Source organism: Stenotrophomonas sp. YJH_SMC_48-3 (assembly GCF_059369375.1).
In genome coordinates, this window is record NZ_JCAFSQ010000009.1 from 167,413 (window position 1) to 188,099 (window position 20,687).

General features: G+C 67.0%; 25 protein-coding genes and 2 pseudogenes. 14 read left to right on the forward strand and 13 right to left on the reverse strand.

Features of this window, described 5'->3' with window-relative positions; translation table 11 throughout:
- Positions 1–6 precede the first annotated feature (6 nt).
- Positions 7–576, forward strand: a complete 570-nt coding sequence (pnuC, locus tag AC5P65_RS15315) for a nicotinamide riboside transporter PnuC (protein ID WP_031269344.1) — start codon at positions 7–9, stop codon at positions 574–576.
- 105 nt (positions 577–681) lie between these two features.
- Here pnuC and AC5P65_RS15320 read toward each other — a convergent pair whose 3' ends face one another.
- The 5 genes from AC5P65_RS15320 to AC5P65_RS15340 all read right to left on the reverse strand — a co-directional run bounded on the left by AC5P65_RS15320 (position 682) and on the right by AC5P65_RS15340 (position 4,286).
- On the reverse strand, positions 682–1,101 hold the full coding sequence (locus AC5P65_RS15320; protein WP_164144806.1) for a hypothetical protein: 420 nt from the start codon (positions 1,099–1,101) through the stop codon (positions 682–684).
- A gap of 180 nt (positions 1,102–1,281) precedes the next feature.
- Complete coding sequence (locus AC5P65_RS15325) at positions 1,282–2,256, reverse strand: Dyp-type peroxidase (protein ID WP_021202103.1); 975 nt, start codon at positions 2,254–2,256, stop codon at positions 1,282–1,284.
- Between the two features lie 122 nt (positions 2,257–2,378).
- Entirely contained in the window at positions 2,379–2,747 is a 369-nt protein-coding gene (locus tag AC5P65_RS15330; protein WP_021202104.1) for a VOC family protein, read from the reverse strand.
- Positions 2,748–2,815: 68 nt separating this feature from the next.
- Positions 2,816–3,583 (reverse strand): helix-turn-helix transcriptional regulator, encoded by a 768-nt coding sequence (locus tag AC5P65_RS15335; protein ID WP_478434369.1) that lies wholly within the window; start codon positions 3,581–3,583, stop codon positions 2,816–2,818.
- 127 nt (positions 3,584–3,710) lie between these two features.
- Entirely contained in the window at positions 3,711–4,286 is a 576-nt protein-coding gene (locus tag AC5P65_RS15340; protein ID WP_021202106.1) for an OmpO family porin, read from the reverse strand.
- Between the two features lie 245 nt (positions 4,287–4,531).
- On the opposite strand from AC5P65_RS15340, the pseudogene AC5P65_RS15345 reads away from it, so the two are divergent.
- From AC5P65_RS15345 to AC5P65_RS15355, 3 genes and pseudogenes are all read left to right on the forward strand, one after another.
- Positions 4,532–5,087, forward strand: a pseudogene (locus tag AC5P65_RS15345) (DUF2268 domain-containing putative Zn-dependent protease); the annotation flags it as partial.
- A 274-nt stretch (positions 5,088–5,361) separates the two neighbouring features.
- Positions 5,362–5,634, forward strand: a complete 273-nt coding sequence (locus AC5P65_RS15350; protein WP_005407606.1) for a hypothetical protein — start codon at positions 5,362–5,364, stop codon at positions 5,632–5,634.
- A gap of 157 nt (positions 5,635–5,791) precedes the next feature.
- Complete coding sequence (locus tag AC5P65_RS15355; protein ID WP_021204019.1) at positions 5,792–6,484, forward strand: L,D-transpeptidase; 693 nt, start codon at positions 5,792–5,794, stop codon at positions 6,482–6,484.
- Positions 6,485–6,505: 21 nt separating this feature from the next.
- Here the strand turns inward: AC5P65_RS15355 and arsH are convergent, their stop codons facing one another.
- Positions 6,506–7,234 (reverse strand): arsenical resistance protein ArsH, encoded by a 729-nt coding sequence (gene arsH, locus AC5P65_RS15360; RefSeq protein ID WP_111104908.1) that lies wholly within the window; start codon positions 7,232–7,234, stop codon positions 6,506–6,508.
- A 17-nt stretch (positions 7,235–7,251) separates the two neighbouring features.
- Between arsH and AC5P65_RS15365 the strand changes: the two genes are divergently transcribed.
- The 5 genes and pseudogenes from AC5P65_RS15365 (at position 7,252) to AC5P65_RS15385 (ending at position 10,446) form a co-directional block, all read left to right on the forward strand.
- The gene (locus AC5P65_RS15365) at positions 7,252–7,581 is read left to right on the forward strand and encodes an ArsR/SmtB family transcription factor (protein WP_021204021.1); all 330 of its coding nucleotides are present in this window, start codon (positions 7,252–7,254) and stop codon (positions 7,579–7,581) included.
- Between the two features lies 1 nt (position 7,582).
- Positions 7,583–8,002 (forward strand): annotated as a pseudogene (gene arsN2, locus AC5P65_RS15370) (arsenic resistance N-acetyltransferase ArsN2); the annotation flags it as partial.
- Positions 8,003–8,038: 36 nt separating this feature from the next.
- A complete protein-coding gene (locus AC5P65_RS15375; RefSeq protein WP_227854229.1) occupies positions 8,039–8,542 on the forward strand; it encodes an arsenate reductase ArsC in 504 nt (167 codons plus the stop codon).
- A gap of 8 nt (positions 8,543–8,550) precedes the next feature.
- A complete protein-coding gene (gene arsB / locus AC5P65_RS15380; RefSeq protein ID WP_021204023.1) occupies positions 8,551–9,582 on the forward strand; it encodes an ACR3 family arsenite efflux transporter in 1,032 nt (343 codons plus the stop codon).
- A 489-nt stretch (positions 9,583–10,071) separates the two neighbouring features.
- Positions 10,072–10,446, forward strand: coding sequence for a hypothetical protein (locus AC5P65_RS15385; protein WP_069138124.1), 375 nt, complete (start codon positions 10,072–10,074; stop codon positions 10,444–10,446).
- A 13-nt stretch (positions 10,447–10,459) separates the two neighbouring features.
- On the opposite strand, the gene AC5P65_RS15390 is transcribed toward AC5P65_RS15385, so the two are convergent.
- Positions 10,460–11,134 carry an Ivy family c-type lysozyme inhibitor gene (locus tag AC5P65_RS15390; protein WP_111097751.1) on the reverse strand — a complete coding sequence of 225 codons (675 nt, stop codon included), beginning with the start codon at positions 11,132–11,134 and terminating at the stop codon, positions 10,460–10,462.
- A gap of 136 nt (positions 11,135–11,270) precedes the next feature.
- Between AC5P65_RS15390 and AC5P65_RS15395 the strand changes: the two genes are divergently transcribed.
- The gene (locus tag AC5P65_RS15395) at positions 11,271–11,726 is read left to right on the forward strand and encodes a YybH family protein (RefSeq protein WP_019661921.1); all 456 of its coding nucleotides are present in this window, start codon (positions 11,271–11,273) and stop codon (positions 11,724–11,726) included.
- A gap of 143 nt (positions 11,727–11,869) precedes the next feature.
- On the opposite strand, the gene AC5P65_RS15400 is transcribed toward AC5P65_RS15395, so the two are convergent.
- The 5 genes from AC5P65_RS15400 to AC5P65_RS15420 form a co-directional block, all read right to left on the reverse strand.
- Positions 11,870–12,895 carry an NAD(P)H-dependent glycerol-3-phosphate dehydrogenase gene (locus AC5P65_RS15400; RefSeq protein ID WP_111097750.1) on the reverse strand — a complete coding sequence of 342 codons (1,026 nt, stop codon included), beginning with the start codon at positions 12,893–12,895 and terminating at the stop codon, positions 11,870–11,872.
- A gap of 20 nt (positions 12,896–12,915) precedes the next feature.
- On the reverse strand, positions 12,916–13,434 hold the full coding sequence (gene secB / locus AC5P65_RS15405; protein WP_005407596.1) for a protein-export chaperone SecB: 519 nt from the start codon (positions 13,432–13,434) through the stop codon (positions 12,916–12,918).
- 99 nt (positions 13,435–13,533) lie between these two features.
- Complete coding sequence (locus AC5P65_RS15410) at positions 13,534–13,971, reverse strand: rhodanese-like domain-containing protein (protein WP_058980222.1); 438 nt, start codon at positions 13,969–13,971, stop codon at positions 13,534–13,536.
- A gap of 57 nt (positions 13,972–14,028) precedes the next feature.
- Positions 14,029–14,454 carry a hypothetical protein gene (locus tag AC5P65_RS15415; RefSeq protein WP_058980224.1) on the reverse strand — a complete coding sequence of 142 codons (426 nt, stop codon included), beginning with the start codon at positions 14,452–14,454 and terminating at the stop codon, positions 14,029–14,031.
- A 32-nt stretch (positions 14,455–14,486) separates the two neighbouring features.
- Positions 14,487–14,954 (reverse strand): YiiD C-terminal domain-containing protein, encoded by a 468-nt coding sequence (locus tag AC5P65_RS15420; RefSeq protein WP_008266702.1) that lies wholly within the window; start codon positions 14,952–14,954, stop codon positions 14,487–14,489.
- A 35-nt stretch (positions 14,955–14,989) separates the two neighbouring features.
- Between AC5P65_RS15420 and AC5P65_RS15425 the strand changes: the two genes are divergently transcribed.
- From AC5P65_RS15425 to AC5P65_RS15435, 3 genes are all read left to right on the forward strand, one after another.
- Complete coding sequence (locus AC5P65_RS15425) at positions 14,990–15,799, forward strand: uroporphyrinogen-III synthase (RefSeq protein ID WP_021204065.1); 810 nt, start codon at positions 14,990–14,992, stop codon at positions 15,797–15,799.
- Between the two features lie 104 nt (positions 15,800–15,903).
- Positions 15,904–16,881, forward strand: a complete 978-nt coding sequence (locus AC5P65_RS15430) for a uroporphyrinogen-III C-methyltransferase (protein WP_164144797.1) — start codon at positions 15,904–15,906, stop codon at positions 16,879–16,881.
- 6 nt (positions 16,882–16,887) lie between these two features.
- On the forward strand, positions 16,888–18,183 hold the full coding sequence (locus AC5P65_RS15435) for a heme biosynthesis HemY N-terminal domain-containing protein (RefSeq protein WP_019661926.1): 1,296 nt from the start codon (positions 16,888–16,890) through the stop codon (positions 18,181–18,183).
- A gap of 92 nt (positions 18,184–18,275) precedes the next feature.
- On the opposite strand, the gene AC5P65_RS15440 is transcribed toward AC5P65_RS15435, so the two are convergent.
- Positions 18,276–19,571: an acetyl-CoA C-acetyltransferase gene (locus AC5P65_RS15440; protein WP_099551602.1), complete on the reverse strand. Its 1,296-nt coding sequence runs from the start codon at positions 19,569–19,571 to the stop codon at positions 18,276–18,278.
- Positions 19,572–19,664: 93 nt separating this feature from the next.
- Here AC5P65_RS15440 and AC5P65_RS15445 point away from each other — a divergent pair, with 93 nt between their 5' ends.
- Positions 19,665–20,552 carry a hypothetical protein gene (locus tag AC5P65_RS15445; protein ID WP_019661928.1) on the forward strand — a complete coding sequence of 296 codons (888 nt, stop codon included), beginning with the start codon at positions 19,665–19,667 and terminating at the stop codon, positions 20,550–20,552.
- Positions 20,553–20,687 lie beyond the last annotated feature (135 nt).

Here is a 20,687-nt window from a genome sequence, read left to right on the forward strand (position 1 = left end):
GGCGTGATGCTCGAGTGGACCGCCGCACTGTGCAGCATCCTTGGCGTCTGGCTGATGGCCCGGCGCCGGCTGGTGGCGTGGCCGGTGGGCCTGCTGTCGGTGACGCTGTACGGGCTGGTATTCGCCGAGGCCAAGCTGTACTCGGACACCCTGCTGCAGGTCGCCTTCGGTGGCTTCCTGGTCTACGGCTGGCTCAACTGGCGGCAGCATGCCGCCGATGAGGGCAGCATCCGCATCGTGCCGCTGGCACGCGGCACGCTGCTGCGTGACCTGGCCATCGGCCTGTGTGGTGGCGTGGCGCTGGGTGCAGCCATGCACAGCTTCACTGATGCCGCCCTGCCGTGGTTGGACGCGCTGCTGACCGGCCTGAGCCTGGTCGGGCAATGGTGGCAGGCACGCCGCCACGTGGCCTGCTGGTGGGTGTGGATCGCGGTGGACGTGGTCTATGTGGGTGCGTACCTGTTCAAGTCGCTGCATGTGACCGCGGCGCTGTACGTGTTCTTCCTCGGCCTGGCCGTGTTCGGCCTGCGCGCATGGAGCGCCGCCGCGCGCGAGCCACAGGTGGCAACGCAGTAGAGCCACGCCATGCGTGGCGGGCTACCGGTAGTCGCCAACCCGGGTTGGCGCGCGCCTGCCGACCAAGGTCGGCATCTACCCACCACATCCACGCATGGCGTGGATCTACTTCGGCTCCAGCACCAGCCCCAGCCGCAGCGGCTGGCGCATGTCGGCCGGCGGGGCTGCCTGCAACGGCGCGCCCTGCAGCGTCGCGCGCAGGTCGGCGTCGACCTGGGCATCGCCCAGGCTGTCGAATTCCAGCTTCGAGATGCGGCCATCCGCCGCGATCCACACGCTCACCGGCAGCGGCGTCGGTGCGTCCGGATGTGCCTGCAGCCATTCCAGCACGCGCTGCGCCTGCGGGTCCTGCTCCTGCTGCAGGCGCTGCTGCAGCTGGCCACCGACCGCAGCGGCGTAGGCCATCCAATGCGCAGGGGCTTCCTGCGCGGACACCGCCGCGCTCCCCAGTACCAGCGCACCGAACACCGCGGCCAGCGGCCGCCACCAGCGGCGTGCACCGGTTGTGTTCCTTGCCATCGCCATCGTCCGCCCCTGCGCTCTCATCCAACGGCTGATGGTCGGGGCGGTAGATGACAGGCAGATGGCGGCACAGTAGAGCCACGCCATGCGTGGCTGCTACGGGCAACGTGCGTACCATCCACGCGTGGCGTGGATCTACTGGAACAGAGCGGCCAGTAGCATGCGCAAGGACGAGAGCCGCGATCAGTCGCCCAGATCGGCCAACACTTTGCGCGAGGGCGCGAAGAAGGTCACGCCGGTGGTGGCGGTGGAGAAATCGAGGATGCGGTCATGCAGCGGTGCGGGATTTCCGATGAACATGCGCTCGAGCATCTTCTCGATCACCCACAGGCGGCGCGTGTAGCCGATGAAGTAGGTGCCGTATTCGCCGCGGCCCGGGTTGGCGAACGGCATGTTGTCGCGCAGGATCTCGTGCTCGCCGTCGGCGTCCTCGATGGTGCACAGGGTCTTGTGCGATTTCTGCGCATCGGCCGGTGCATCGTCCAGCTCGATGTTGTCGTGCTTGGTGCGGCCGATGATCGCCTCCTGCGCCTCGGTCTTCTGCGCGCGCCAGGCATCGAGATTGTGCAGGTACTTCTGCACCACCACGTAGCTTCCGCCGGCATGTTCCGGGTCTTCCTCACCCACGATCGTGGCTTCCGGCAGCGACAGCCCTTCCGGGTTGGCGGTGCCGTCGACGAAATCGAGCAGGTCGCGGCCATCGAAATAGCGGAAGCCAGCCACGTCATCGACCGCTTCCACCGCATCCCCGAAGGCCATCAGCAGGTTGCGCTCGAAGGCCACGATCAGGTCCATCGTGCGCGCCCGGATGTGGTACAGCAGGTCGCCCGGCGTGGACACGGCGGTGTGGGTGGCGCCCTTGATCTCGCGGAACGGCTTCAGCTCGCGCGGCGGCGTGGTGCCCACCAGCGGCTGCCACACACGGTGGCCGATGGCCACGTTGCAGGTGAAGGTGCGTTCGATCTCGCGGATGGCGGTGTTCTTGATCAGGTCGTCGGTGCTGGCCAGCACCTCGCGCGCCCTGGCGATCGACGCCTCATCATCCTTCACCTTCAGCACCAGGAACGCCGCCGAATGGGTCAGTGGCGCGGTGATCTGCTGCGGCTCATTGTCGAGCGTGTGGTTGAGGGCGGTGATCTGGGCGGGCTGGGTGTTCACGGTATTCCTGCGGGCTTGAGGCGGGCGCGTCGCGTGTGGCGATGTGCGGGCGATCATAGCGGAACCGCCTGACCGGGGACGGAGCGGTTCTCGTTCCGTCCACCAGCGAAGGTACGAAGACCTCAATCCACATCACTCCAGACCGCCAGCTCGTAGCCATCCAGGTCGCGGAAGTGGAAGCGGCGGCCGCCGGGGAATGCGAACACCGCCCGCACCACCTCGCCACCGGCAGCGACTACGCGCTGCTGCGCGTCGGACAGGTCCGCGCAATACACGATCACCAGCGGCCCGCCGTGGGCACGCACCGGCACGTCGGCCACGAAGCCGCCCTTCAGGCGGCCATCGTCGAATTCGGTGTAGGCCGGGCCATAGTCGGTGAAGTGCCAACCGAACACCTCGCCGTAGAAGCGTTTGCTGCGGGCAATGTCGGCGACGTTGAATTCGATGTTGTCGATGCGGCGTTCGGCATCGCGGGATGCGGCGTGGCTCATGGCGTGGCTCCGTGTTGGGAGCCCCAGCTTCAATCAACGTGGCATCGCGGTCTTGAACGAAACGGCCATCATTGGCCCCATTCCAGGCGCAGCTCGCGTGCTGTCATGCTGGCAAGCTCACGTGCCTCGCGGCTGAGATGGGCCTGGTCGGCATAGCCGGCCTCGGCGGCCAGCATCGCCAGGGAGTGCTGCGGCAGCGCGCGGCTGTGGCGCAGAAAACGTTGCAGCCGCAGGATCCGTTCCAGCGTCTTGGCGCCGTAGCCGAACTGCGACTGGCTGAAGCGTCGCAGGCTGCGCGGGCTCAGGCCGACGTGCGCCGCGAGCGTGTCCAGCGTGGCGTGGCCGGCGGCGAGCGCCTGGAACAGGGCATGTGCGCGCTTGGCGGGGGTGTCGAGCGCGACCGCACCCATATGCTGTTGCAGGCAGTGCGCCATTCGCTGCAGGCGCTGTGCAGGCGCGGTGTCGCCGATGGAGGCCGCCGCCTTGTTCGCCCACGCGCCCTTCAGGTCAGCCAGGGGCACGGCCTGGCCGATGATCCCGGCCAGGGGCAGGCCCAGCGCGGCCAGTGCCTGGCCGGGACGGAAGCGTGCCCCCAGCACCTGCGCACCGGGTGCCAGCGCCGGGTGCGCGGCCACGCGGTCCGGGCCGACCACGAACAACGCACCGTCGCGCCAGAGGATATCCACGCAACCGTCAGGCAGTACGGTGATGTGCCCATCGGCATCGTCAGGAAGCTGGCTCTGCCACAGCTGGCCAAAGTGGCCGCGCAGCGGCGCAGGCGCCGGATGCTCCTGGTAGGCCGTGCCAGTACCTGCGAGGGGGGAAGAGTCGCCCATGCCGCATTGTCGCGCTACAGGGCCCATAAAAGTGAAGCCCGGCGCGAGGCCGGGCTTCGGTTGGCGTGTGGGAGAGAGAGAGAGAGAGTCACACGCCAGCACAACACGCACTAACGACAGGCGTTTGTTACCAGGTGAAGCGCGGGCCCACGAACCACTCGCGGTCGCCGGCCTTGGCCAGCTTCACTTCGCCGCTCAGGCCCCAGTTCTGGTTGAACTTGGCGGTGGCGCCGACACGGCCGTAGAACTCGCCGTCCGGGTTGTAGCCATGCTTCTTGCTGAAATCTTCGTAGCCGGCCATCACATAGCCTTCCACGTACGGGTTGAACGCGGTGCGCACGCCCACTTCGGTGGAGTAGCCGTTGAAGTCCAGGCCGTGCTTCATGTCGTACTTCTGGTACGCAACGCGAGCCACCAGGTCGGTGTTCGGTGCGATGCCGTAGTTGTAGCCGGCGCCGATGCGCCACTGGTCGACATCGTTCTTGAACTTGTCGGTCTCCTGCGCGCTGTAGTCGCCGAAGATATGGAAGTTCGGGTGCACCGCAACGGAACCCTTCACCTTCCAGCCATCGGCGTCGCCGCCCTTGGCGTCGGTGTTCACGTAGCCGCCTTCAACGTAGTTGTACGACAGGCCGTCGGTTGCCGATGCAGCGAACGGCAGGGCAGCCAGAAGGCCCAGAGCGAGCAGCGAATTCTTGTTCATCGGGACACACCTTTAATTATTTTGGTTTCGTCGGCCGCCTCCCGGGAGGGGGAGAGAGAGGAGGCGATCGACAGGTGTGAATTATCCGTTAGGGGGTCTAATCAACCCTGAATATTGAACTGACTGGTATATAAATATGGGCGACGTTCAGGGAACTCCGCATGCCGCACACATCCGCCGCGTCACTGCTGTTGCGGGGACGTGCCCGCCGTAGGGTGCGCGAGCTGCTGCTCATCATCCCTGCGATGATGCTGCAGGCGGCCGAGCGCAGCCAGCCTCCTGCGCGCATCGTGATTCAGACGGACGATGTCACGCGTTTCTTCCATGTGCTGGATGCCAGCGCTGGAAAGCCGAGTGCCGACGATCTGCAGCGCGGCTATCTGGATGCTGGCACAGACGCTCTGCGCAGCTTCACCGACAGCCGTATCGGCTCGATGGAGCGGCTGGCCAGGGCCATCCGGGACACGCCGGCATTGTTTGCGAAAGCGAGAACCTGCGCGACAGCATTGCCATCGATCCGCATGCGCGTCGCCGCTGCCGTCGATCAGCTGGGCACCTTGTTGTCGTCTGCGGCGCTTTCCCCCGGTCACCGTACTGGTGGGCCGCGGCAACAGTGGTGGCGTGACCGCCGAAGCAGGCGTGGTCATTGGACTGCAAGCGCTGTGCGACGCCGACTGGATGCAGGCCGATGTCGGCGACCGTTTCGTGCACCTGATTGCCCATGAGTACGTGCACGTGCAACAGCCAGGTGCACGCGTGGAATTCGAGCAGCCCACCCTGCTCTATCAGGCGCTGCTGGAAGCCAGCCGGTGGCGGCCCGCGTGCGCTGGCATCGAGGCGGTGCCGACGGCACTTCGATGAAATCCGCTTCATGCTGATGAATACGTGCTTCTGAACAGGCACAAGGCAAGCCGGCCGATGCACGTCCGCCCGCGTGATCCTGCTTGTTAAGTTTTGTTGATCGAACGTCTTCACAGCGCTTCCACGTCTTCCAATTCCAGCTGAAAGCACGGGCTAGCGCCGGGAACAAACGCCGCTATATTCCAGCTTCCCCAGACGAAGGAGGGAGTTGGAAATGAAATTGACCAAGCAGCACATCAACGCAGCACGCGCCATCACCGTCGCCATCGTGGCCACCGTAAGCCTCGGCGCTTGCGCCACCTACAAGGACGAGTTCGCAACCATCAACTCGCGCCTCGATCAGCTCGACGTAAAGGTGCAGGGCGCTGCCCAGAGTGCCGAGTCCGCCAACCAGTCGGCGCAGCAGGCCAACCAGCGTCTGGACCAGATCGAAGGCCGCGTACAGCAGCTTGAAAGGGCACCGGCCGGTCGCAAGCCGCGCGGCTGATAGCTCTCTCACCCTTTGAATTGATCCACCTCTGTATCGGGAACCAGTGGCCTTCGCCGGCCACTGGCATCCTTCCACCCAGAATTGCATTGCAAGGAGCCGTCCCATTCGTACCTCCTCCTCCCCTGCACGCCGCGTCTTCCATGCCGCACTGGCGTTGGCACTGGCCGTTGCGTGCAGCGGCGCAGCCAGCGCCAAGGGCAAGGACAAGGAAGCGCCTGAACAACGCATTGCCGCCGTTGATGAACTTCCGCCCGACCAGAGCGTGTCCGAAACAGTGATCGAGCTGGCCGGCTGGGTGGTCGCCAGCAAGGACAACCAGGGCTATCCGTTTGCGGTCATGGACAAGGCGGCGGCGCAGGTTCTGGTCTTCGGCGGTGATGGCAAGCTGCGCGGCGCAGCACCGGCGCTGTTTGGGTCGGCGATCGGCGACCACTCCGCACCGGGCGTCGCCAAGCTCGCACTGAGCGCGATTCCCGGCCACGACCGTACCACGCCTGCCGGCCGCTTCATTGGCGGTTACGGCCCGTCCGACGATGCCGGACGCGTGCTGTGGGTGGACTACGATTCCGCAGTCTCGATGCACCCGCTGCCGCCGGGCAGCCCGAAGGAAAAGCGCGCCGAGCGGTTGGCATCGCCCTCGCCGGACGACAACCGTGTCACCCACGGTTGCATCAACGTTTCGCCTGCGTTCTACGAGCAGATCGTGCACTCCACGTTCGAGAAGGGCGGTGTGTTCTACATCCTGCCGGACAAGGATTCGATCGCGAAAACCTTCCCGGAGTTCGCACAGAGCCGTGGGAATGCGAAGGAAGAAGACGAGAAGGGCGCGCGGCGCGCGAGCAAATAGAGCGCGTTTGCGTAGCGGAACTCAGGAGGCGGTAGCGCCAGCAGCCTGCGCCAATGCGGCCGCGAGCGCGTCGCCCTTCCTCTCGCTGTAACGGTCTACCAGGTAGTCCGACCGGCCCCGCGTCAGCAGCGTGAACTTCACCAGCTCTTCCATCACATCCACCACCCGGTCGTAGTACGGCGAGGGTTTCATCCGGCCGTCGTCATCGAATTCCTGCCAGGCCTTGGCCACCGATGACTGGTTTGGGATGGTCAGCATGCGCATCCAGCGACCGAGCACGCGCAACGTGTTGACGGTGTTGAACGACTGCGAGCCGCCGCTCACCTGCATCACCGCCAGCGTCCTGCCCTGCGTGGGCCGCACGCTGCCATCTTCCAGCGGCAACCAGTCGATCTGGTTCTTGAACACGCCGGTGACCGTGCCATGCCGCTCGGGGCTGACCCAGACCTGGCCTTCCGACCACTGCGACCACGCACGCAACCGCTGCACTTCAGGGTGGCTCGTGTCCACGCTGTCCAGCATGGGCAGCGCATGTGGATCGAACATGCGGGTTTCGCACCCCAGATGGCGCAGCAATCGCTCGGCTTCGAGCGCCAGCTTGCGGCTGAAGGACTGCGGCCGCAGCGAGCCGTAGAGCAGGAGGATGCGTGGCGGCCCCAGATCTGCCGCGGCGAGCTTGTGATGATTGGGCTGGGGCAATGACGATTCCACCAGATTGGGCAGGTCAGGGCTTGTGATTGGCTTATTCATTCGATTATTCTAGAAATATGGAAACGTTAAATGCAATCACCGCCCTCACCGCGCTCGGTCATGCCACCCGCCTGGCTTCTTTCCGCCTGCTGGTGGAGGCTGGCCCGGCAGGGCGCATGGCGGGCGACATCGCCACGGCCCTGCAGGTGCCCCCAGCCACGCTCAGCTTCCACCTGAAGGAGCTGGTACAGGCCGGGCTGGTGGAGAGCGAAAGCCAGGGCCGCCATGTCTGCTATCGCGCCAACTTCGATGCGATGAACGGCTTGATCCAGTACCTGACGCACAATTGCTGCGCGGGTTCGCCGGACCAGCAGTGCGCGGCAAGCGAACCGGCCTGCAGGTGCTGAGATGAAGCCAGACCCCGTGATTCGTGCCGGCACACGCGACGACCTGTCCTGCATCCGAGACCTTCTGCAGCGGGCGCAGTTGCCCGTGGCCGATCTGGAAAGCAGCGAGGTCGTGTTTCTCGTCGCAGACCTCGACGGCGTCCCCGTGGGCGCCGTTGGATTGCAGGTTTTCAGCGCCTCGGCGCTGCTCCGCTCCCTGGTGGTGTCTGATGACCGACGCGGCACCGGCCTTGGACGCGCATTGCTGGCAGCGGCCGAAGAGATGGCCCACCGTATGCAGGTCAGGGAACTGGTGCTGCTGACAACATCGGCAGGCTCGTGGTTCGCGCGGCACGGCTATGCCGGATGCGATCGCGCGCAGATAGCGGAGGCGATCCGCAGCTCTGCCGAGTTCACCCGTCTCTGTCCGGGCAGCGCGCTTTGCATGTCCAAGCCACTCACTGACCACGGAAGCCACATGACCCGTAATGTCCTGTTCCTCTGCACCGGCAACAGCGCCCGCAGCGTGCTTGCCGAAGCCACCCTGCGCGCCTGGGGCGGCGATCGCTTCAGCGCATTCAGTGCGGGCAGCCAGCCCACTGGCCAGATCAACCCCTTCGCGCTGGCCCAGCTGCAGGCCGAAGGAATGCCCATTGAAGGGCTGCGCAGCAAGTCGTGGGATGAGTTCGTGGATGCACCGCCGATGGACCTGGTGATCACCGTGTGCGATTCAGCCGCAGCGGAGGCCTGCCCGGTGGTGTTCGGTGACTTCATCCGCAGCCACTGGGGCCTGCCCGATCCGGCGGCCGTAGCGGGTAACGATGCCGACAAGACCGCAGCCTTCGCGCTGGCTCATGCCATCGTGAAGGCGCGACTGCGTGCATTGCTCGCCTTGCCTGACTCATTGTGGTCCGACCGCGAAGCGCTGCAGCACGCGCTGGATCAGATTGGACAGTTGCAGCCGACCGACAGCATGCCGTGACTTCCCGCATGAATCTGTTCGAACGCCACCTGACGCTTTGGGTCGGGCTTTGCATTGCGGTCGGCACGCTGCTGGGCCACTTCCTACCCGGTGCTTTTGCCGCGCTGGCATCCGCAGAGATCGCCAAGGTCAACCTGCCGGTTGCGGTACTGATCTGGCTGATGATCATCCCGATGCTGCTGAAGGTCGACTTCACTGCGATGCGCCAGTTGCAGCAGCACTGGAAGGGCATCGGCGTAACGCTGTTCATCAACTGGGCGGTCAAGCCATTCTCGATGGCGCTGCTGGGCTGGCTGTTCCTGCGCCATGCCTTCGCCGACTGGTTGCCCGCAGCACAGATCGACAGCTACATCGCCGGGCTGATCCTGCTGGCGGCCGCGCCCTGCACCGCCATGGTGTTCGTGTGGAGCAACCTGTGCCGTGGCGATGCCAACTTCACCCTGAGCCAGGTGGCGTTGAACGACGCGATCATGGTGGTGGCCTACGCGCCGGTGGTTGCACTGCTGCTGGGCCTGTCGGCGATCACCGTGCCGTGGGATACCCTGCTGCTGTCCGTTGGCCTCTACATCGTGGTGCCGGTGCTGCTGGCTGCGTTGCTGCGGCGCTGGATCCTGATGCATCGTGGCGAGGCGGCGTTGCAGCAGATGCTTCGCAAGCTTGGGCCCGTCTCGCTGTGTGCGCTGCTGCTCACACTGGTGCTGCTGTTCGGCTTCCAGGGCCAGCAGATCGTGAAGCAGCCGCTGGTGATCGCACTGATTGCGGTGCCGATCCTGATCCAGGTCTATTTCACTTCCGGCCTGGCCTACCTGCTCAATCGTCGCCTGGGCGTGGCGCATTGCGTGGCCGGCCCTTCGGCGTTGATTGGTGCCAGCAATTTCTTCGAACTGGCGGTAGCCACCGCGGTGGGGCTGTTCGGCGTGCATTCGGGGGCTGCGCTGGCGACGGTGGTGGGTGTACTGATCGAGGTGCCGGTCATGTTGTCTGTGGTGCGGATCGTGAACCGTACTCAAGCCTGGTACGAGAGACGCGAAGAGCACTGACACACCGGAGTGCGCCGAAGTCGATTTACGTTCTTCGCCCCGCACTGTCGTCATCGGCCTGGTGGGGTACCCGTACGCCACGTCGTCAACTTCGACCCATGTCGCATATTCCCCATGCCGCTACGGACGTTGCGGCGCCTGCGTCTGCGACGGCTTAACAGCATGCAAAAATGCCAAAAGCGTCTTTGATCCAGCGTTGAATGCAACTCTTCTGATTGGCGTTGCGCAGCGACGGCGGTACAGATGGCGGGCCGCCGGAAAATGGGTGGCCGGGCCTCGAAAACCCGTTAGATCACGAACGTTGTTTGCGCTTGCCAGCCGGCGTCACCCCGCGTGGCGCCGGCTGGCATTCCGTCTGCCGGCTATGGCGGGCGGAGCGTGGAGGCCTTGCGCCTGCCGGTCTTGTTCGTGATCTCCCGGTTTTCGAGCCACGTCTCCGCCCGCCACCTTTGCGTGGCGGCTACCGTCTGTCCTGCACGGAGCACTGCCATGACCTCACCGGACTTCCCCCGCCTGCATCCGCATCGCTCGTCCGCCACTGGCGGTGAGCCCTCAGAGCACGCGGCTGCGACCGACCCGAACGCCTTCATCGCCACGCTTCACCGCATCGGCAAAGGCGCGGCCGCCGATGGCCAACCCTGGCCGGAGCGTCACCAGATGCCGGGCCGTTGCATGGCGCTGGCCGATGCGGACTGCGCACTGGCCGGCCAGCGTGTGACGCTGGAGCTGCTGCTGGCGGCCGAACGCGTGCGCCAGAACGGCACGGAGGCCGAGTACGTGGGCGACCGGGTGATGGAAGGGCTGATCATGGCGTGCCTGACGATGAACGCACAGGCCAGCGCGCGCATGCAGCCGGACGGGTGACGCCGGCGCCACATCACTCGCAGAGCGCGCTGTCTTCCTTCAACGCGGCATCCTGCAGTGGCTGGCGCTGTTCGATCTGCTCACGCTGTTCCGCCGTCGGCTCGCCCAGCCACCACACACGGCAGCGCGCGGTAAGACGGCCGACCATCTTCGCCTGCGTGGGTGAGTACAGCATCGCCAACGCGGTGCCGGGGCAGTCGTGGGCCTGGCAGGCGGTGTAGAACCACCACGGCTCGCCCTGCAGCACTACCAGCTCGCCAGGGCCGCTGGGTCCGCTCAACAGGCGCTTGCGCAGCGACGGCATATCCTTGTCAGTGGATTCGGCGTCCTGCGTGCCCTTCATCAGCGCATCGAACGCGGCCAGCACCTTCGGGTCCTTGCGGCCGCAGTCGTCCACGGTACTGCCGCCGACCAGGGTGAAGAAGTGGGTCGCCAGCGGATTGTCCGCGCAGGTCAGTTCGCCGCCAGCGCCCGGGTCTTCCGGTTCGCCCTCGCTGTCCCACACCGCGGGGTCCACGCTGTCTTCGATTGACGGTTCCTTCTCGACCACCGTGGCCGTGGCGGCCGGAGCTTCGGTGGTTGGTGCTGGCGCCGCAGCAGGCGCGGCCTCGCCAGTCTTCTCCGGTGCCTGTCCGCAGGCTGCCAGCAGCGCGGCCATCATCGCCATCCCTGTGATTCGCATCTTCATCGCGTGTCCTTGTCTGATCTGCGCCGCGTCCACCGAATCGGCGGCCGCGTGATTCTAACCAGCGGCGCGCTAGGATGCGTCTGAAGCCTTCCCATCATCGCCAGGGCCTGGACGCATGCGCCGCACACGACTCGCCATGATCTTCTGCAGTGCCCTGCTGCTGGCATTGCCGGCAATTGCCCACGATGCAGAAAACGCGAAGCCTGCGCAGCCTCTCCCGGACGCAGCCCTGCCCGCACCGCTGGACCGTGTGCTGCGCAACTACGAGCAGGCGTGGCGCGGGGGTGATGCCAGGGCACTGGCTGCGCTCTTCGCCGAGGATGGCTTTGTGCTGCAGAGCAACCAGCCACCCGTGCGCGGGCGCACTGCGATCGAGGCTGCATATGCCGGACAGGGCGGCAGTCCGTTGCGGTTGCGTGCCTTGGCGTATGCGGTGGAAGGGAACACGGGTTACATCATCGGTGCGTACAGCTACGGCAACAACGTGGGCGATACCGGCAAGTTCACGCTCACGCTGAAGCGTGAGCGTGATGGGCCGTGGCTGATCTTTTCGGACATGGACAACAGCAACGCGCCGCCGCGGGCGCGGTGATGAATGCCGCCGGGCATGGCCCGGCGCTACCGGGCGCCAACCAAGGTTGGCCGCTACCAGAAGCGGGATCCGTCCTGGATCCACGCCATGCGTGGATGAGGCGCACAAGAAAAAACCCCGGCACCTGGCCGGGGTTTTTCGATTCACTTGAACAGCGTGTCCGGATACTCCGGTTTCTGTTCCCGCGCCAGCAGTGCGCGCAAGCCTTCTTCCGGGGTCTGCTCGCCATGCAGCACGGCACGCACACCGTCGGAGATCGGCAGGTCGATGCCATGGCGGCGCGCCTGTCGCATCACTTCGTCGGCAGTCTGCACCGACTCGACCACCTGGCCGATCTCGCGCACGGCATCCTGCAGCGTCTGGCCGCGGCCCAGGGCCAGGCCCAGGCGGCGGTTGCGCGACAGGTCGCCGGTGCAGGTCAGCACCAGATCGCCCAGGCCGGCCAGGCCCATCAGCGTTTCCGGCTTGGCGCCGATCGCAGCGGCCAGGCGCAGCATTTCGTTGAGGCCGCGGGTGATCAGGCCGGCACGGGCGTTCAGGCCCAACTGCATGCCATCGGCCACGCCGGTGGCCACCGCCAGCACGTTCTTCATCGCGCCGCCCAGCTCGGCACCGACCATGTCGTCGCCGGTGTAGGCGCGGAACGCCGGGCCGTGCATCGCCTCGGCCACCGTCTGCGCGAACTCGGGCACGTCGCCGTGCACGGTGATCGCGGTCGGCAGGCCCTGGGTCACTTCCTTGGCGAACGACGGGCCGGTGACCACGGCCAGCGGCACGTCCTCGCCCAGCACTTCGCGCGCCACTTCGTGCAGGAAGCGGCCCGAACCGGGCTCAAAGCCCTTGGTGGCCCAGGCCACGCCGGCACCGGCCGGGCGCAGCGGCGCCAGCGCGCGCACGGTTTCGCCGAAGGCATGCGAGGGGGTCACCACCAGGATCCAGGCCGCTCCCTCCACCGCCGACGCCAGGTCGGTAGTGGCACGCAGGCCGTCCGGCAGCGGGATGCCCGGCAGGTAACGCGGGTTCTCGTGGCGCTGGTCGATGGCGTCGACCACGGCAGCATCGCGCCCCCACAGCACGGTCGGGTGACCGTGCCGTGCGAGCAGGCTGGCCAGCGCGGTTCCCCAGGAACCGGCGCCCAGCACGGCGATCTTGTCAGCGGGAGTGCTCATCCGTGACGTCGCGGCAGGAATCAGGCGTTGCCGGCCGGCTCGGAGTCAGCCAGCGACGGTGCGTCGCCCTGCTCCTGGCGCTGGCGCAGGGTTTCTGCGTACAGGCCTTCGAAGTTGATCGGCTGCAGGAAGAACGGCGGGAAGCCGCCGGCCTGGATCAGGTCGCTGATCAGCTGGCGCACGTACGGGAACAGGATGTTCGGGCACTGGGTGCCGAGCAGCACGTCGATCGACTGCGGGTCCAGGCCGACCAGGCCGAACACGCCGGCCTGCTTCACTTCGGCCACGTAGGCGGTGCGCTCACCGGCCTGGCAGGTGAGGGTCACGGCCAGCACGACTTCGAAGGCGTTCTCACCCAGGCGCTGCACCTGCTGGTTCAGGTTCAGCTGCAGCTCCGGCTGCACCTGGTCATTGAAGATGGTCGGGGCGTTCGGCGACTCGAAGGAGACGTCCTTGACGTAGATCTTCTCGACGGTGAAAGCGGGGCCGGTGGCGGCATCGACCGGCGCAGCAGCGCCGTTGGTGATCTCTTCGGACATTTCCAGTAACTCCAATGAATGCAATGAAAACGATGGTCGAATTACTGCGATGGGGGCGGGATCAGGCCCATACAAGGCCGGATCCGCCACCTGCGGCAATCAGTTGCGGCCCTTGACCAGCGGCAGCTCGGCCTGCTGCCAGGCAGGAATGCCGCCGTCGAGCACGTAGACCTTCTCGAAGCCGGCCTTCTTCAGCGCCTTGGCGGCGGTTTCCGAGGCGTTGCCGCTGCGGCACACCAGCACCACCGGCGACTGCCTGGCGTTGGCCACCAGCTTGTGCTCCGGGCCGAAGGCACTGGCCTGGGCGTTGCGGCTGCCGGCAATGTGGCCCTTCTCGAAGTCACCGCTGGCCGACAGGTCGACCACCACCGTGCCGCCCGCGTTGATCAGCTGGGTCAGTTCGGCGGGCTTGATGCCCTTGAAGCCCCGGAACAGGCGGCGGATCTCGGTGACGATGATGGCCACGGTCAGGCCGACCAGGGCCGCGGACAGCATCGGGTTTCGGCCTGCAAAGGCCAGCAACTCTTCGTAATTCACTCAGGTCACGGGTCGATTAAGCGGGCGCCGATTGTCGCACAAGCCGGACGCGGCCCGTCACTGCCCCTTCCACAGGTCCGGCAGGCCGGCGGTCTGCCACCACCGCTTGGCCTCCGGGTCCCAGCGCCAGCGCTCGACCACGACCACGGTGCGCTCGGCCTGGGTGTTCTGGTTGATCACCCCGATTTCGACACGGCGCTCGACCAGGCCGCCATCCAGCGCGGCGCTGCTGCGCTCGCGATAGGACGACACGCGCAGCTGTGCGTAGCGGTTGAGCTCGAACTCGGTCGGCGGCTTTTCCTTGCGCAGCTTGGGGTCCAGATAGCCGATCGCATCGTCCATGCTGCCCCAGCGGATGGTGGCGCCGTAGGCGATCTGGGTCTCTTCCAGCAACTTGCGCTGCTTGCGGCTGAGGTCGTCGGCCGAAGCCACGGCGCTGACCAGCAGCAGGGAACACATCAGGAACTGGATGAGGCGGCGCATCGGTGGTTTCCCCAGGACGTCAGCCTGCCATCCTACCCTTTGGCGAAGGCAACGAAGCGACCGCTGAACTCGGCGGCCGGCTTGCCATCGGCGCCGGGCTGGGTGGCGATGATGCTGATGCGGGCCTTGCGGCGCTGGCGGAAGGTATTCAGGAAGGCATCCCAGCCGCTGGCTTCGGCCGCTTCGGCATGGGCATGCAGGTCTTCGTAGACCGGGGCCAGGTAGCGCAGGTTGCTGTCGGCCACGTAGACCTCGGCATCGTGGCCGGCCAGGCGCAGGCGCAGGCTGACCAGTGCCCAGCCGGACAGGGTCAGCACCGAGGCCAGGCTGCCACCGAAGGCGTTGCCCTTGTCGTTGACGTTGGCGGCCAGCGGCGCGGTGATGCGCAGCACGCCATCGGCATAGCCATCGAGCTGGATCTGCATGGCGCGCACCGCCGGCATGCAGTCCAGCACGTCCTGCAGGGCGGCCAGCGAGGAAGTCAGAGCATCAACGGACATCGGAGCAGCGACCACGACAACGAAGGGCCCGCATAATGCAGGCAATGGCCGACCATACGATACCCACTGGCGCCGCCGGTTCCGAGCCGGGCTGGACCTTCATTTCGCTGCGACCGCAGGGCCAGAATTCCGCGCTGCGCCGCGCCGTTGCTGGGCTGGGCGGGCATGTGGTGGCCCTGCCGCCCTGGCGCCTGCAGCGCTTGAACGGCATGCCAGTGGTGCGTCAGCTGCAACGCGCGCTGAACTGCGACCGGGTGGTGTTCACCAGCCCGGCCGCGGTTACCGCGGCCGCCACCCTGCTGCCGCTGGCCAAGGCGCAACGCAGCCCGTGGCTGACCGTGGGCGAAGGCACCGCGCGCGCGCTGCGGGAGCACGGCGTCGCCGGGGTGCATGCGCCGCAGCGGATGGACAGCGAGGGGCTGCTGGCGCTGCCGGTGCTGGCGGACGTCCGCGGCCTGCGCATCGGACTGGTCACCGCGCCCGGCGGACGCGGCCTGATTGCTGCACACCTGCAGGCCGCCGGCGCCGCGATCGAACGTGCCGATGTCTACCAGCGTCGCCTGCTGCGCCTTTCGCCCCGCACGCTGGCGCGATTGGCGCATTCAGCGCAGCCGTGGGTGCTGGCGGTCAGCAGTGGCGAGGCGCTGCTGCATTTCTGGCAGCAGCTTCCGCCGACTTGGCAGCAGCGCCTGCGGGCGTCTGCCCGCGTGGTGGTTGCCAGCGACCGCCTCGGCGAACAGGCGCGGTCGCTCGGCCTGCGGCACATCTCACGCAGCGCCGGCCCCACTGCTGCGCAGCTGGTGGCCGCTGCACACGCCACGCTCACCGTCCCGGCAGCGAACTGAACAGGGACGTGGATCACGCTTGCCGCTGTGGTCGGCAACAGTGATGCTGTGCACCATGCGGCCTGCCGGACCCTGACCGGCGACGTTGCCGACAAGGAAGCCCCATGAACGAGACTCCGCCCGTTTCCCCGCCCCGTAGACCCGTGCGCTGGTTGCTGCCGCTGGCCGCTGCGGTCGTGCTTGGCGCGGGCGGCTACGCTGGCTGGTACGTCTGGCAGCAGCAACAGCATGAGCAGGAAGCGCAGGCACAGACCACGGCCGTCCAGCTGAAGGGCCTGGAGGCCACGCTGGATGCGCTGCGTCGTGACCAGCGCGCAACCAGCCAGCGCCTGCAGGACGCGGCCACCACCAACCGCGTGCTGCGCGACGAGATGCTGGGCCTCTCCCAGCGCAGCGCGTTGCTGGAAGAGAACCTGGCCAAGCTGGCCGACAGCGCCAACCAGGGCCGCCAGGCCGTACAGCGCGATGAGGCCGAACTGCTGCTGACCCAGGCGGCGCAACGGCTGAATTATGCCGACGACGTGGAGGGCGCACGCCGCCTGTACGCACAGGCGGCCACCGCACTGGCCGAACTGCCCGACGCTGATGGCCTGAACCTGCGCCAGGCGCTGGTGCAGGAGCGCGAGGCACTGGACGCGCTCGGCAGCGGCCCGCGCGTGCAGTCGCTGCAGCGTCTGGATGCTGTGGCCCGGGCGCTGCAGGGCCTACCGTCACAGATCACCGGCACGACCGGCGGCAATGCTGCCAAGCCGTGGTGGCAGGCCACCCTGGCCCCGTTCGTGGACATCACCCCCAGCCGCCAGAACGGCCCACTGACGGCCGCCGAACAGCGCAACGCCGACGATGCACTGCAGCTGGAACTGACGCTGGCACGTGCCGCCATCGAGCGTGGCGACCGCGCGGGCCGCAACTCCGCCCTGGACCGGGTGGAACACTGGGCACAGCGACGCTGGCCGGATTCACCGGCCCTGCGCGCGCAACGTGCTGAACTGAAGGCCTTGCGCGAACTTCCACTGCAGGCCAACGACGCTGTCCTTGGCAGCACCCTGCAACAACTGCGCACCCAGACCGACCGGAGGTAAGCCCGCATGAAACCCCTGCAATCCCTGGTCGTGCTGTTGCTGGCCGTGGCCATCGGCGTGGTCGCCGCGCAATGGCTCGGCGCCGATGACCTGAACCGCTTCGGCGAGGTGACCCTGCGCTACGGCGGCTACGACTATCACAGCAACCTGCCGAAGGTAGCGCTGCTGGCGGTGATCACGGTCCTGGTGCTGTGGCTGCTGTGGAGCCTGATCGCTGCACCGTTCCGTGCCTGGGGCCGCTACCGCCGCAAGCAGGGCAGGGTGCGCCTGATCGACGGCCTGCAGGCCTACGAGCATGGCCAGTGGCAGCGTGCCGAGAAACTGCTGGACGGTGCGGCCAAGGACCCGGAGGTGAGCGCGGTGGCACTGGCCAATGCGGTGCGCAGCGCACAGGCGCGCGCCGACGGCCCCGCCGGTGAAGCACTGCTGCAGCGCCTGGGCGAAAGCGATGCCACGCTGCAGGCGCTGCTGCGCGCCGAACAGCTGTTGGCGCGCGACCTGCCGGTGGATGCGATCAACGCATTGGACGTAGCCGCGATCCAGCCGCTGCCGCCGCGCGGCCTGTGGCTGCGTACCGAAGCGCTGGCGCGTGCCGGCCGCGCACACGAGGCCTATGGCCAGCTGGGTGCGCTGCGCCAGAGCAAGGTACTGCCGGCCGAATCAAACAGCGAACTGGAAGCCCGCCTGGCCGCACAGGCGCTGCTGGAAGCGGCCGACGTCAACGCATTGGCCGCACAGTGGGAAGCCACGCCGAAGGCGCTGCGGCCGACCCCGGACGTGGTGGGCGCCTATGCCAGCCGCGCGGTGGCCCTGAACTGGGATGAGCCGGCGCTGCTGGCGCTGGAACAGGCGCTGGACCAGCGCTGGGACGACGAACTGGTGGCGCTGTACGGCCGCCTGCCGGCCGAGCGCCTGGCCACCCGCCAGGCCAACCTGGCGCGCTGGCGCAATGTGCATGATGGCTCGGCCGCACTGCATCTGGCGCAGGGCCGCGTGGCCCTGGCCCAGCAGCAGTGGGATGCCGCCGATACGTTCCTGCACGAGGCCATCGCCGCCGGCGCCGGTGCCCCAGCGTGGGAGGCACTGGGTGAACTGTTCGCGCAGCGTGGCGAACACGCGCTGGCGGCACAGTGCCTGGCCAATGCGCTGCGCCTGCAGCGCGGCGAGGACAGCGTGGAACTGGTACGCGGCAGCGAAGCGCCGCTGCGTGCCACGGTGGAAGAGCAGCCGATCGCGGTGCAGCCCCCGGTGTATGACGCCAACGAAGAGCGCGACGAATTCGGCAACCCGCGGTTGCCGTGAAGCGTGCCGACCAACGGTCGGCACCCACCGGAGAAAAAGAACGCCGCCCACCGGGCGGCGTTTTCATATGTGGAACCCGGTAGTCGCAGCGATCAGCGTTCGACGATCGCCACCACGCCCATGCCGCCGGCGGTGCAGATCGACACCAGCGCGCGGCCACCGCCGCGTTCGGCCAGCTGCTTGGCGGCGGTAGCGATCACGCGTGCGCCGGTGGCGGCGAACGGGTGGCCGGTGGCCAGCGACGAGCCCAGCAGATTGATCTTGTCCGGGTCGATGCGGCCCAGCGGCGCGTCCAGGCCCAGGCGGTTGCGGCAGTAATCCTCGCTCTCCCACGCACGCAGGGTGCACAGCACCTGCGCGGCGAAGGCCTCGTGGATCTCGTAGATGTCGAAGTCCTGCAGGGTCAGGCCATTGCGCTTGAGCATCTCCGGCACGGCCACGGTCGGTGCCATCAGCAGGCCTTCGCCATGCACGAAGTCCACCGCAGAGACATGCGCATCGCGCAGATAGGCCTGCGGCTCATGGCCATGCGCACGTGCCCACTCTTCGCTGGCCAGCAGTACCGCAGCGGCACCGTCGGTCAGCGGGGTGGAGTTGGCGGCGGTGAGCGTGCCACGGCCGGAGACCTTGTCGAACGCCGGCTTCAGCGTCGCCAGCTTTTCCAGCGAGGTATCCGGGCGCAGGATGTTGTCACGCTCGACGCCACGGAACGGTGCGATCAGGTCGTTGAAGAATCCGCGCTCATAGGCGGCAGCCAGCTTCTTGTGCGAGGACACCGCCCACTCGTCCTGCGAGTCGCGCGAGATGTTCCACTCCTTGGCCATGTCCTCGCAGTGGTCGCCCATGCTCTTGCCGGTGCGCGGCTCGGCCACGCCCGGGAACTCGGGCTTGAGCTCGGAGAACTTGAAGCCAGCGGTGAGTGCGCGGATCTTGTCGCCGGTGCTCTTGGCGCGGTTGGCGGCCAGCAGGCGTGCACGCAGCTTCTTGCCGTAGACGATCGGCACGTCGGAGGTGGTGTCCGAACCACCACCGATGCCCGATTCAATCTGGCCCAGCGCGATCTTGTTGGCCACGGTGATGATGCTGTCCAGCGAGGTACCGCAGGCGCGCTGCAGGGTGATGCCCGGGGTCAGCGGCGACAGGCCGGAGGACAGCGTGGCTTCGCGGCCCAGGTTCCAGTCGCTGGAGTGCTTGATCACCGCACCCATTGCCACTTCACCCAGCTGCTGGCCATGCAGGCCGAACCGTTCGACCAGCGCACCCAGCGTACGGACCGACATGCCGAGGTTGCCGACATCCGAATACGCGGTGTTCTGGCGACAGAACGGAATGCGGACGCCACCGAGGATGGCGACGGGACGAGCGTTGGGCATGGAGATACCTGGCATGGATGAGGGTGTCTGCAACATGGCCTGCACGGCGGAGCAGGCATAATGGAGCCAAGTGTAGCTGCCGCCCTGTGATGGGCCAACCGTGGAACCATGAGCAAACCCGACCCCGCGATGAATGCCCTTGGCGTGCTGGCCCTGGAACTGGCCGGCGGTGAAATCCCCCGCCAGGCGGTGCTCAGCGCAGAACAGGCCGGTGAACTGGCCGAACGCGTCGGCCGTGACCTGTCCAAGCTGGTGCCACAGGTAGCCGAGCTGGACCTGGTGTTCGCCGCCGCCCATTTCGACCCGGCCGAAGTGCTGCGCCCGGGCTGGCCGATCCATCGCCGCCTGGAAGAACTGCAGATGCGTGCTCCGGGCCGCAACCAGGGCCCGCGCCTGCTGGCCTTCGGTACCGATGCCGAGGGTGATGTGCCGCTGCCGTTCCAGGCCGATGCCAGCCTGGTTGGCGGTGGCCTGCGCGTGGTGCCGTTCCTACTGACCGGCAGCGATGTGGCCACCACCAACGCGGTCGCGCATGCGCTGGAAGACACCTTGCTCGCCAACGGCATGGCGCATGCCGACACCGCGCTGATGGCGCAGAACAGCTTCGGTGCGCGGATCGAACACGCACGCTACTTCACCGTGAACGATCTGGCCGCGATGATGTCGATGCAGTACGACAACCAGGGCCTGGCCGCGCTGTGGCCGCTGATCGAGACCGCGATCATGGCGCCGGGCGAGGACGAGTGGCTCAATGCCGCGCCCGAGCCGCTGCTGCGCTATACGCACGGCGAAGCACGCATGGCACTGTTCGACCCGGCCGGTTGGTGCGCGCACTACAACCACAGCAAGAACGATTGCGACCGCCTGAAGGGCATCTACGAACAGTTCCTGATGCGCCAGCGGCAGATGGCTGCGGTGCTGGAGGCACACGGCGTGCCGGTGCTGTTCGTGCACTGCGAGGCCGGGCAGGACGCGCGCGAGCTGCTGGCGCGCTGATCTGCGGATGCGCACCGCCGGGCATGGCCCGGCGCTACCGTGCAATTGCGTTTCGCCGGGGCGCGACCGCCGTGCGTATTGCTGTAGCGCCGGAGTCCATGCTCGGCTCAGGTCCACCGAAGAGCAGCCGAGCAT

Coding starts and splice junctions, on each gene's coding strand:
- pnuC (WP_031269344.1), top strand. CDS start 7: ATGCTCGAGTGGACCGCCGCACTGTGCAGCATCCTTGGCGTCTGGCTG.
- AC5P65_RS15320 (WP_164144806.1), bottom strand. CDS start 1,101: ATGGCGATGGCAAGGAACACAACCGGTGCACGCCGCTGGTGGCGGCCG.
- AC5P65_RS15330 (WP_021202104.1), bottom strand. CDS start 2,747: ATGAGCCACGCCGCATCCCGCGATGCCGAACGCCGCATCGACAACATC.
- AC5P65_RS15335 (WP_478434369.1), bottom strand. CDS start 3,583: ATGGGCGACTCTTCCCCCCTCGCAGGTACTGGCACGGCCTACCAGGAG.
- AC5P65_RS15340 (WP_021202106.1), bottom strand. CDS start 4,286: ATGAACAAGAATTCGCTGCTCGCTCTGGGCCTTCTGGCTGCCCTGCCG.
- AC5P65_RS15350 (WP_005407606.1), top strand. CDS start 5,362: ATGAAATTGACCAAGCAGCACATCAACGCAGCACGCGCCATCACCGTC.
- arsH (WP_111104908.1), bottom strand. CDS start 7,234: ATGAATAAGCCAATCACAAGCCCTGACCTGCCCAATCTGGTGGAATCG.
- AC5P65_RS15365 (WP_021204021.1), top strand. CDS start 7,252: ATGGAAACGTTAAATGCAATCACCGCCCTCACCGCGCTCGGTCATGCC.
- AC5P65_RS15375 (WP_227854229.1), top strand. CDS start 8,039: ATGACCCGTAATGTCCTGTTCCTCTGCACCGGCAACAGCGCCCGCAGC.
- arsB (WP_021204023.1), top strand. CDS start 8,551: ATGAATCTGTTCGAACGCCACCTGACGCTTTGGGTCGGGCTTTGCATT.
- AC5P65_RS15385 (WP_069138124.1), top strand. CDS start 10,072: ATGACCTCACCGGACTTCCCCCGCCTGCATCCGCATCGCTCGTCCGCC.
- AC5P65_RS15390 (WP_111097751.1), bottom strand. CDS start 11,134: ATGAAGATGCGAATCACAGGGATGGCGATGATGGCCGCGCTGCTGGCA.
- AC5P65_RS15395 (WP_019661921.1), top strand. CDS start 11,271: ATGATCTTCTGCAGTGCCCTGCTGCTGGCATTGCCGGCAATTGCCCAC.
- AC5P65_RS15400 (WP_111097750.1), bottom strand. CDS start 12,895: ATGAGCACTCCCGCTGACAAGATCGCCGTGCTGGGCGCCGGTTCCTGG.
- secB (WP_005407596.1), bottom strand. CDS start 13,434: ATGTCCGAAGAGATCACCAACGGCGCTGCTGCGCCGGTCGATGCCGCC.
- AC5P65_RS15415 (WP_058980224.1), bottom strand. CDS start 14,454: ATGCGCCGCCTCATCCAGTTCCTGATGTGTTCCCTGCTGCTGGTCAGC.
- AC5P65_RS15420 (WP_008266702.1), bottom strand. CDS start 14,954: ATGTCCGTTGATGCTCTGACTTCCTCGCTGGCCGCCCTGCAGGACGTG.
- AC5P65_RS15425 (WP_021204065.1), top strand. CDS start 14,990: ATGCAGGCAATGGCCGACCATACGATACCCACTGGCGCCGCCGGTTCC.
- AC5P65_RS15430 (WP_164144797.1), top strand. CDS start 15,904: ATGAACGAGACTCCGCCCGTTTCCCCGCCCCGTAGACCCGTGCGCTGG.
- AC5P65_RS15435 (WP_019661926.1), top strand. CDS start 16,888: ATGAAACCCCTGCAATCCCTGGTCGTGCTGTTGCTGGCCGTGGCCATC.
- AC5P65_RS15440 (WP_099551602.1), bottom strand. CDS start 19,571: ATGCCAGGTATCTCCATGCCCAACGCTCGTCCCGTCGCCATCCTCGGT.
- AC5P65_RS15445 (WP_019661928.1), top strand. CDS start 19,665: ATGAGCAAACCCGACCCCGCGATGAATGCCCTTGGCGTGCTGGCCCTG.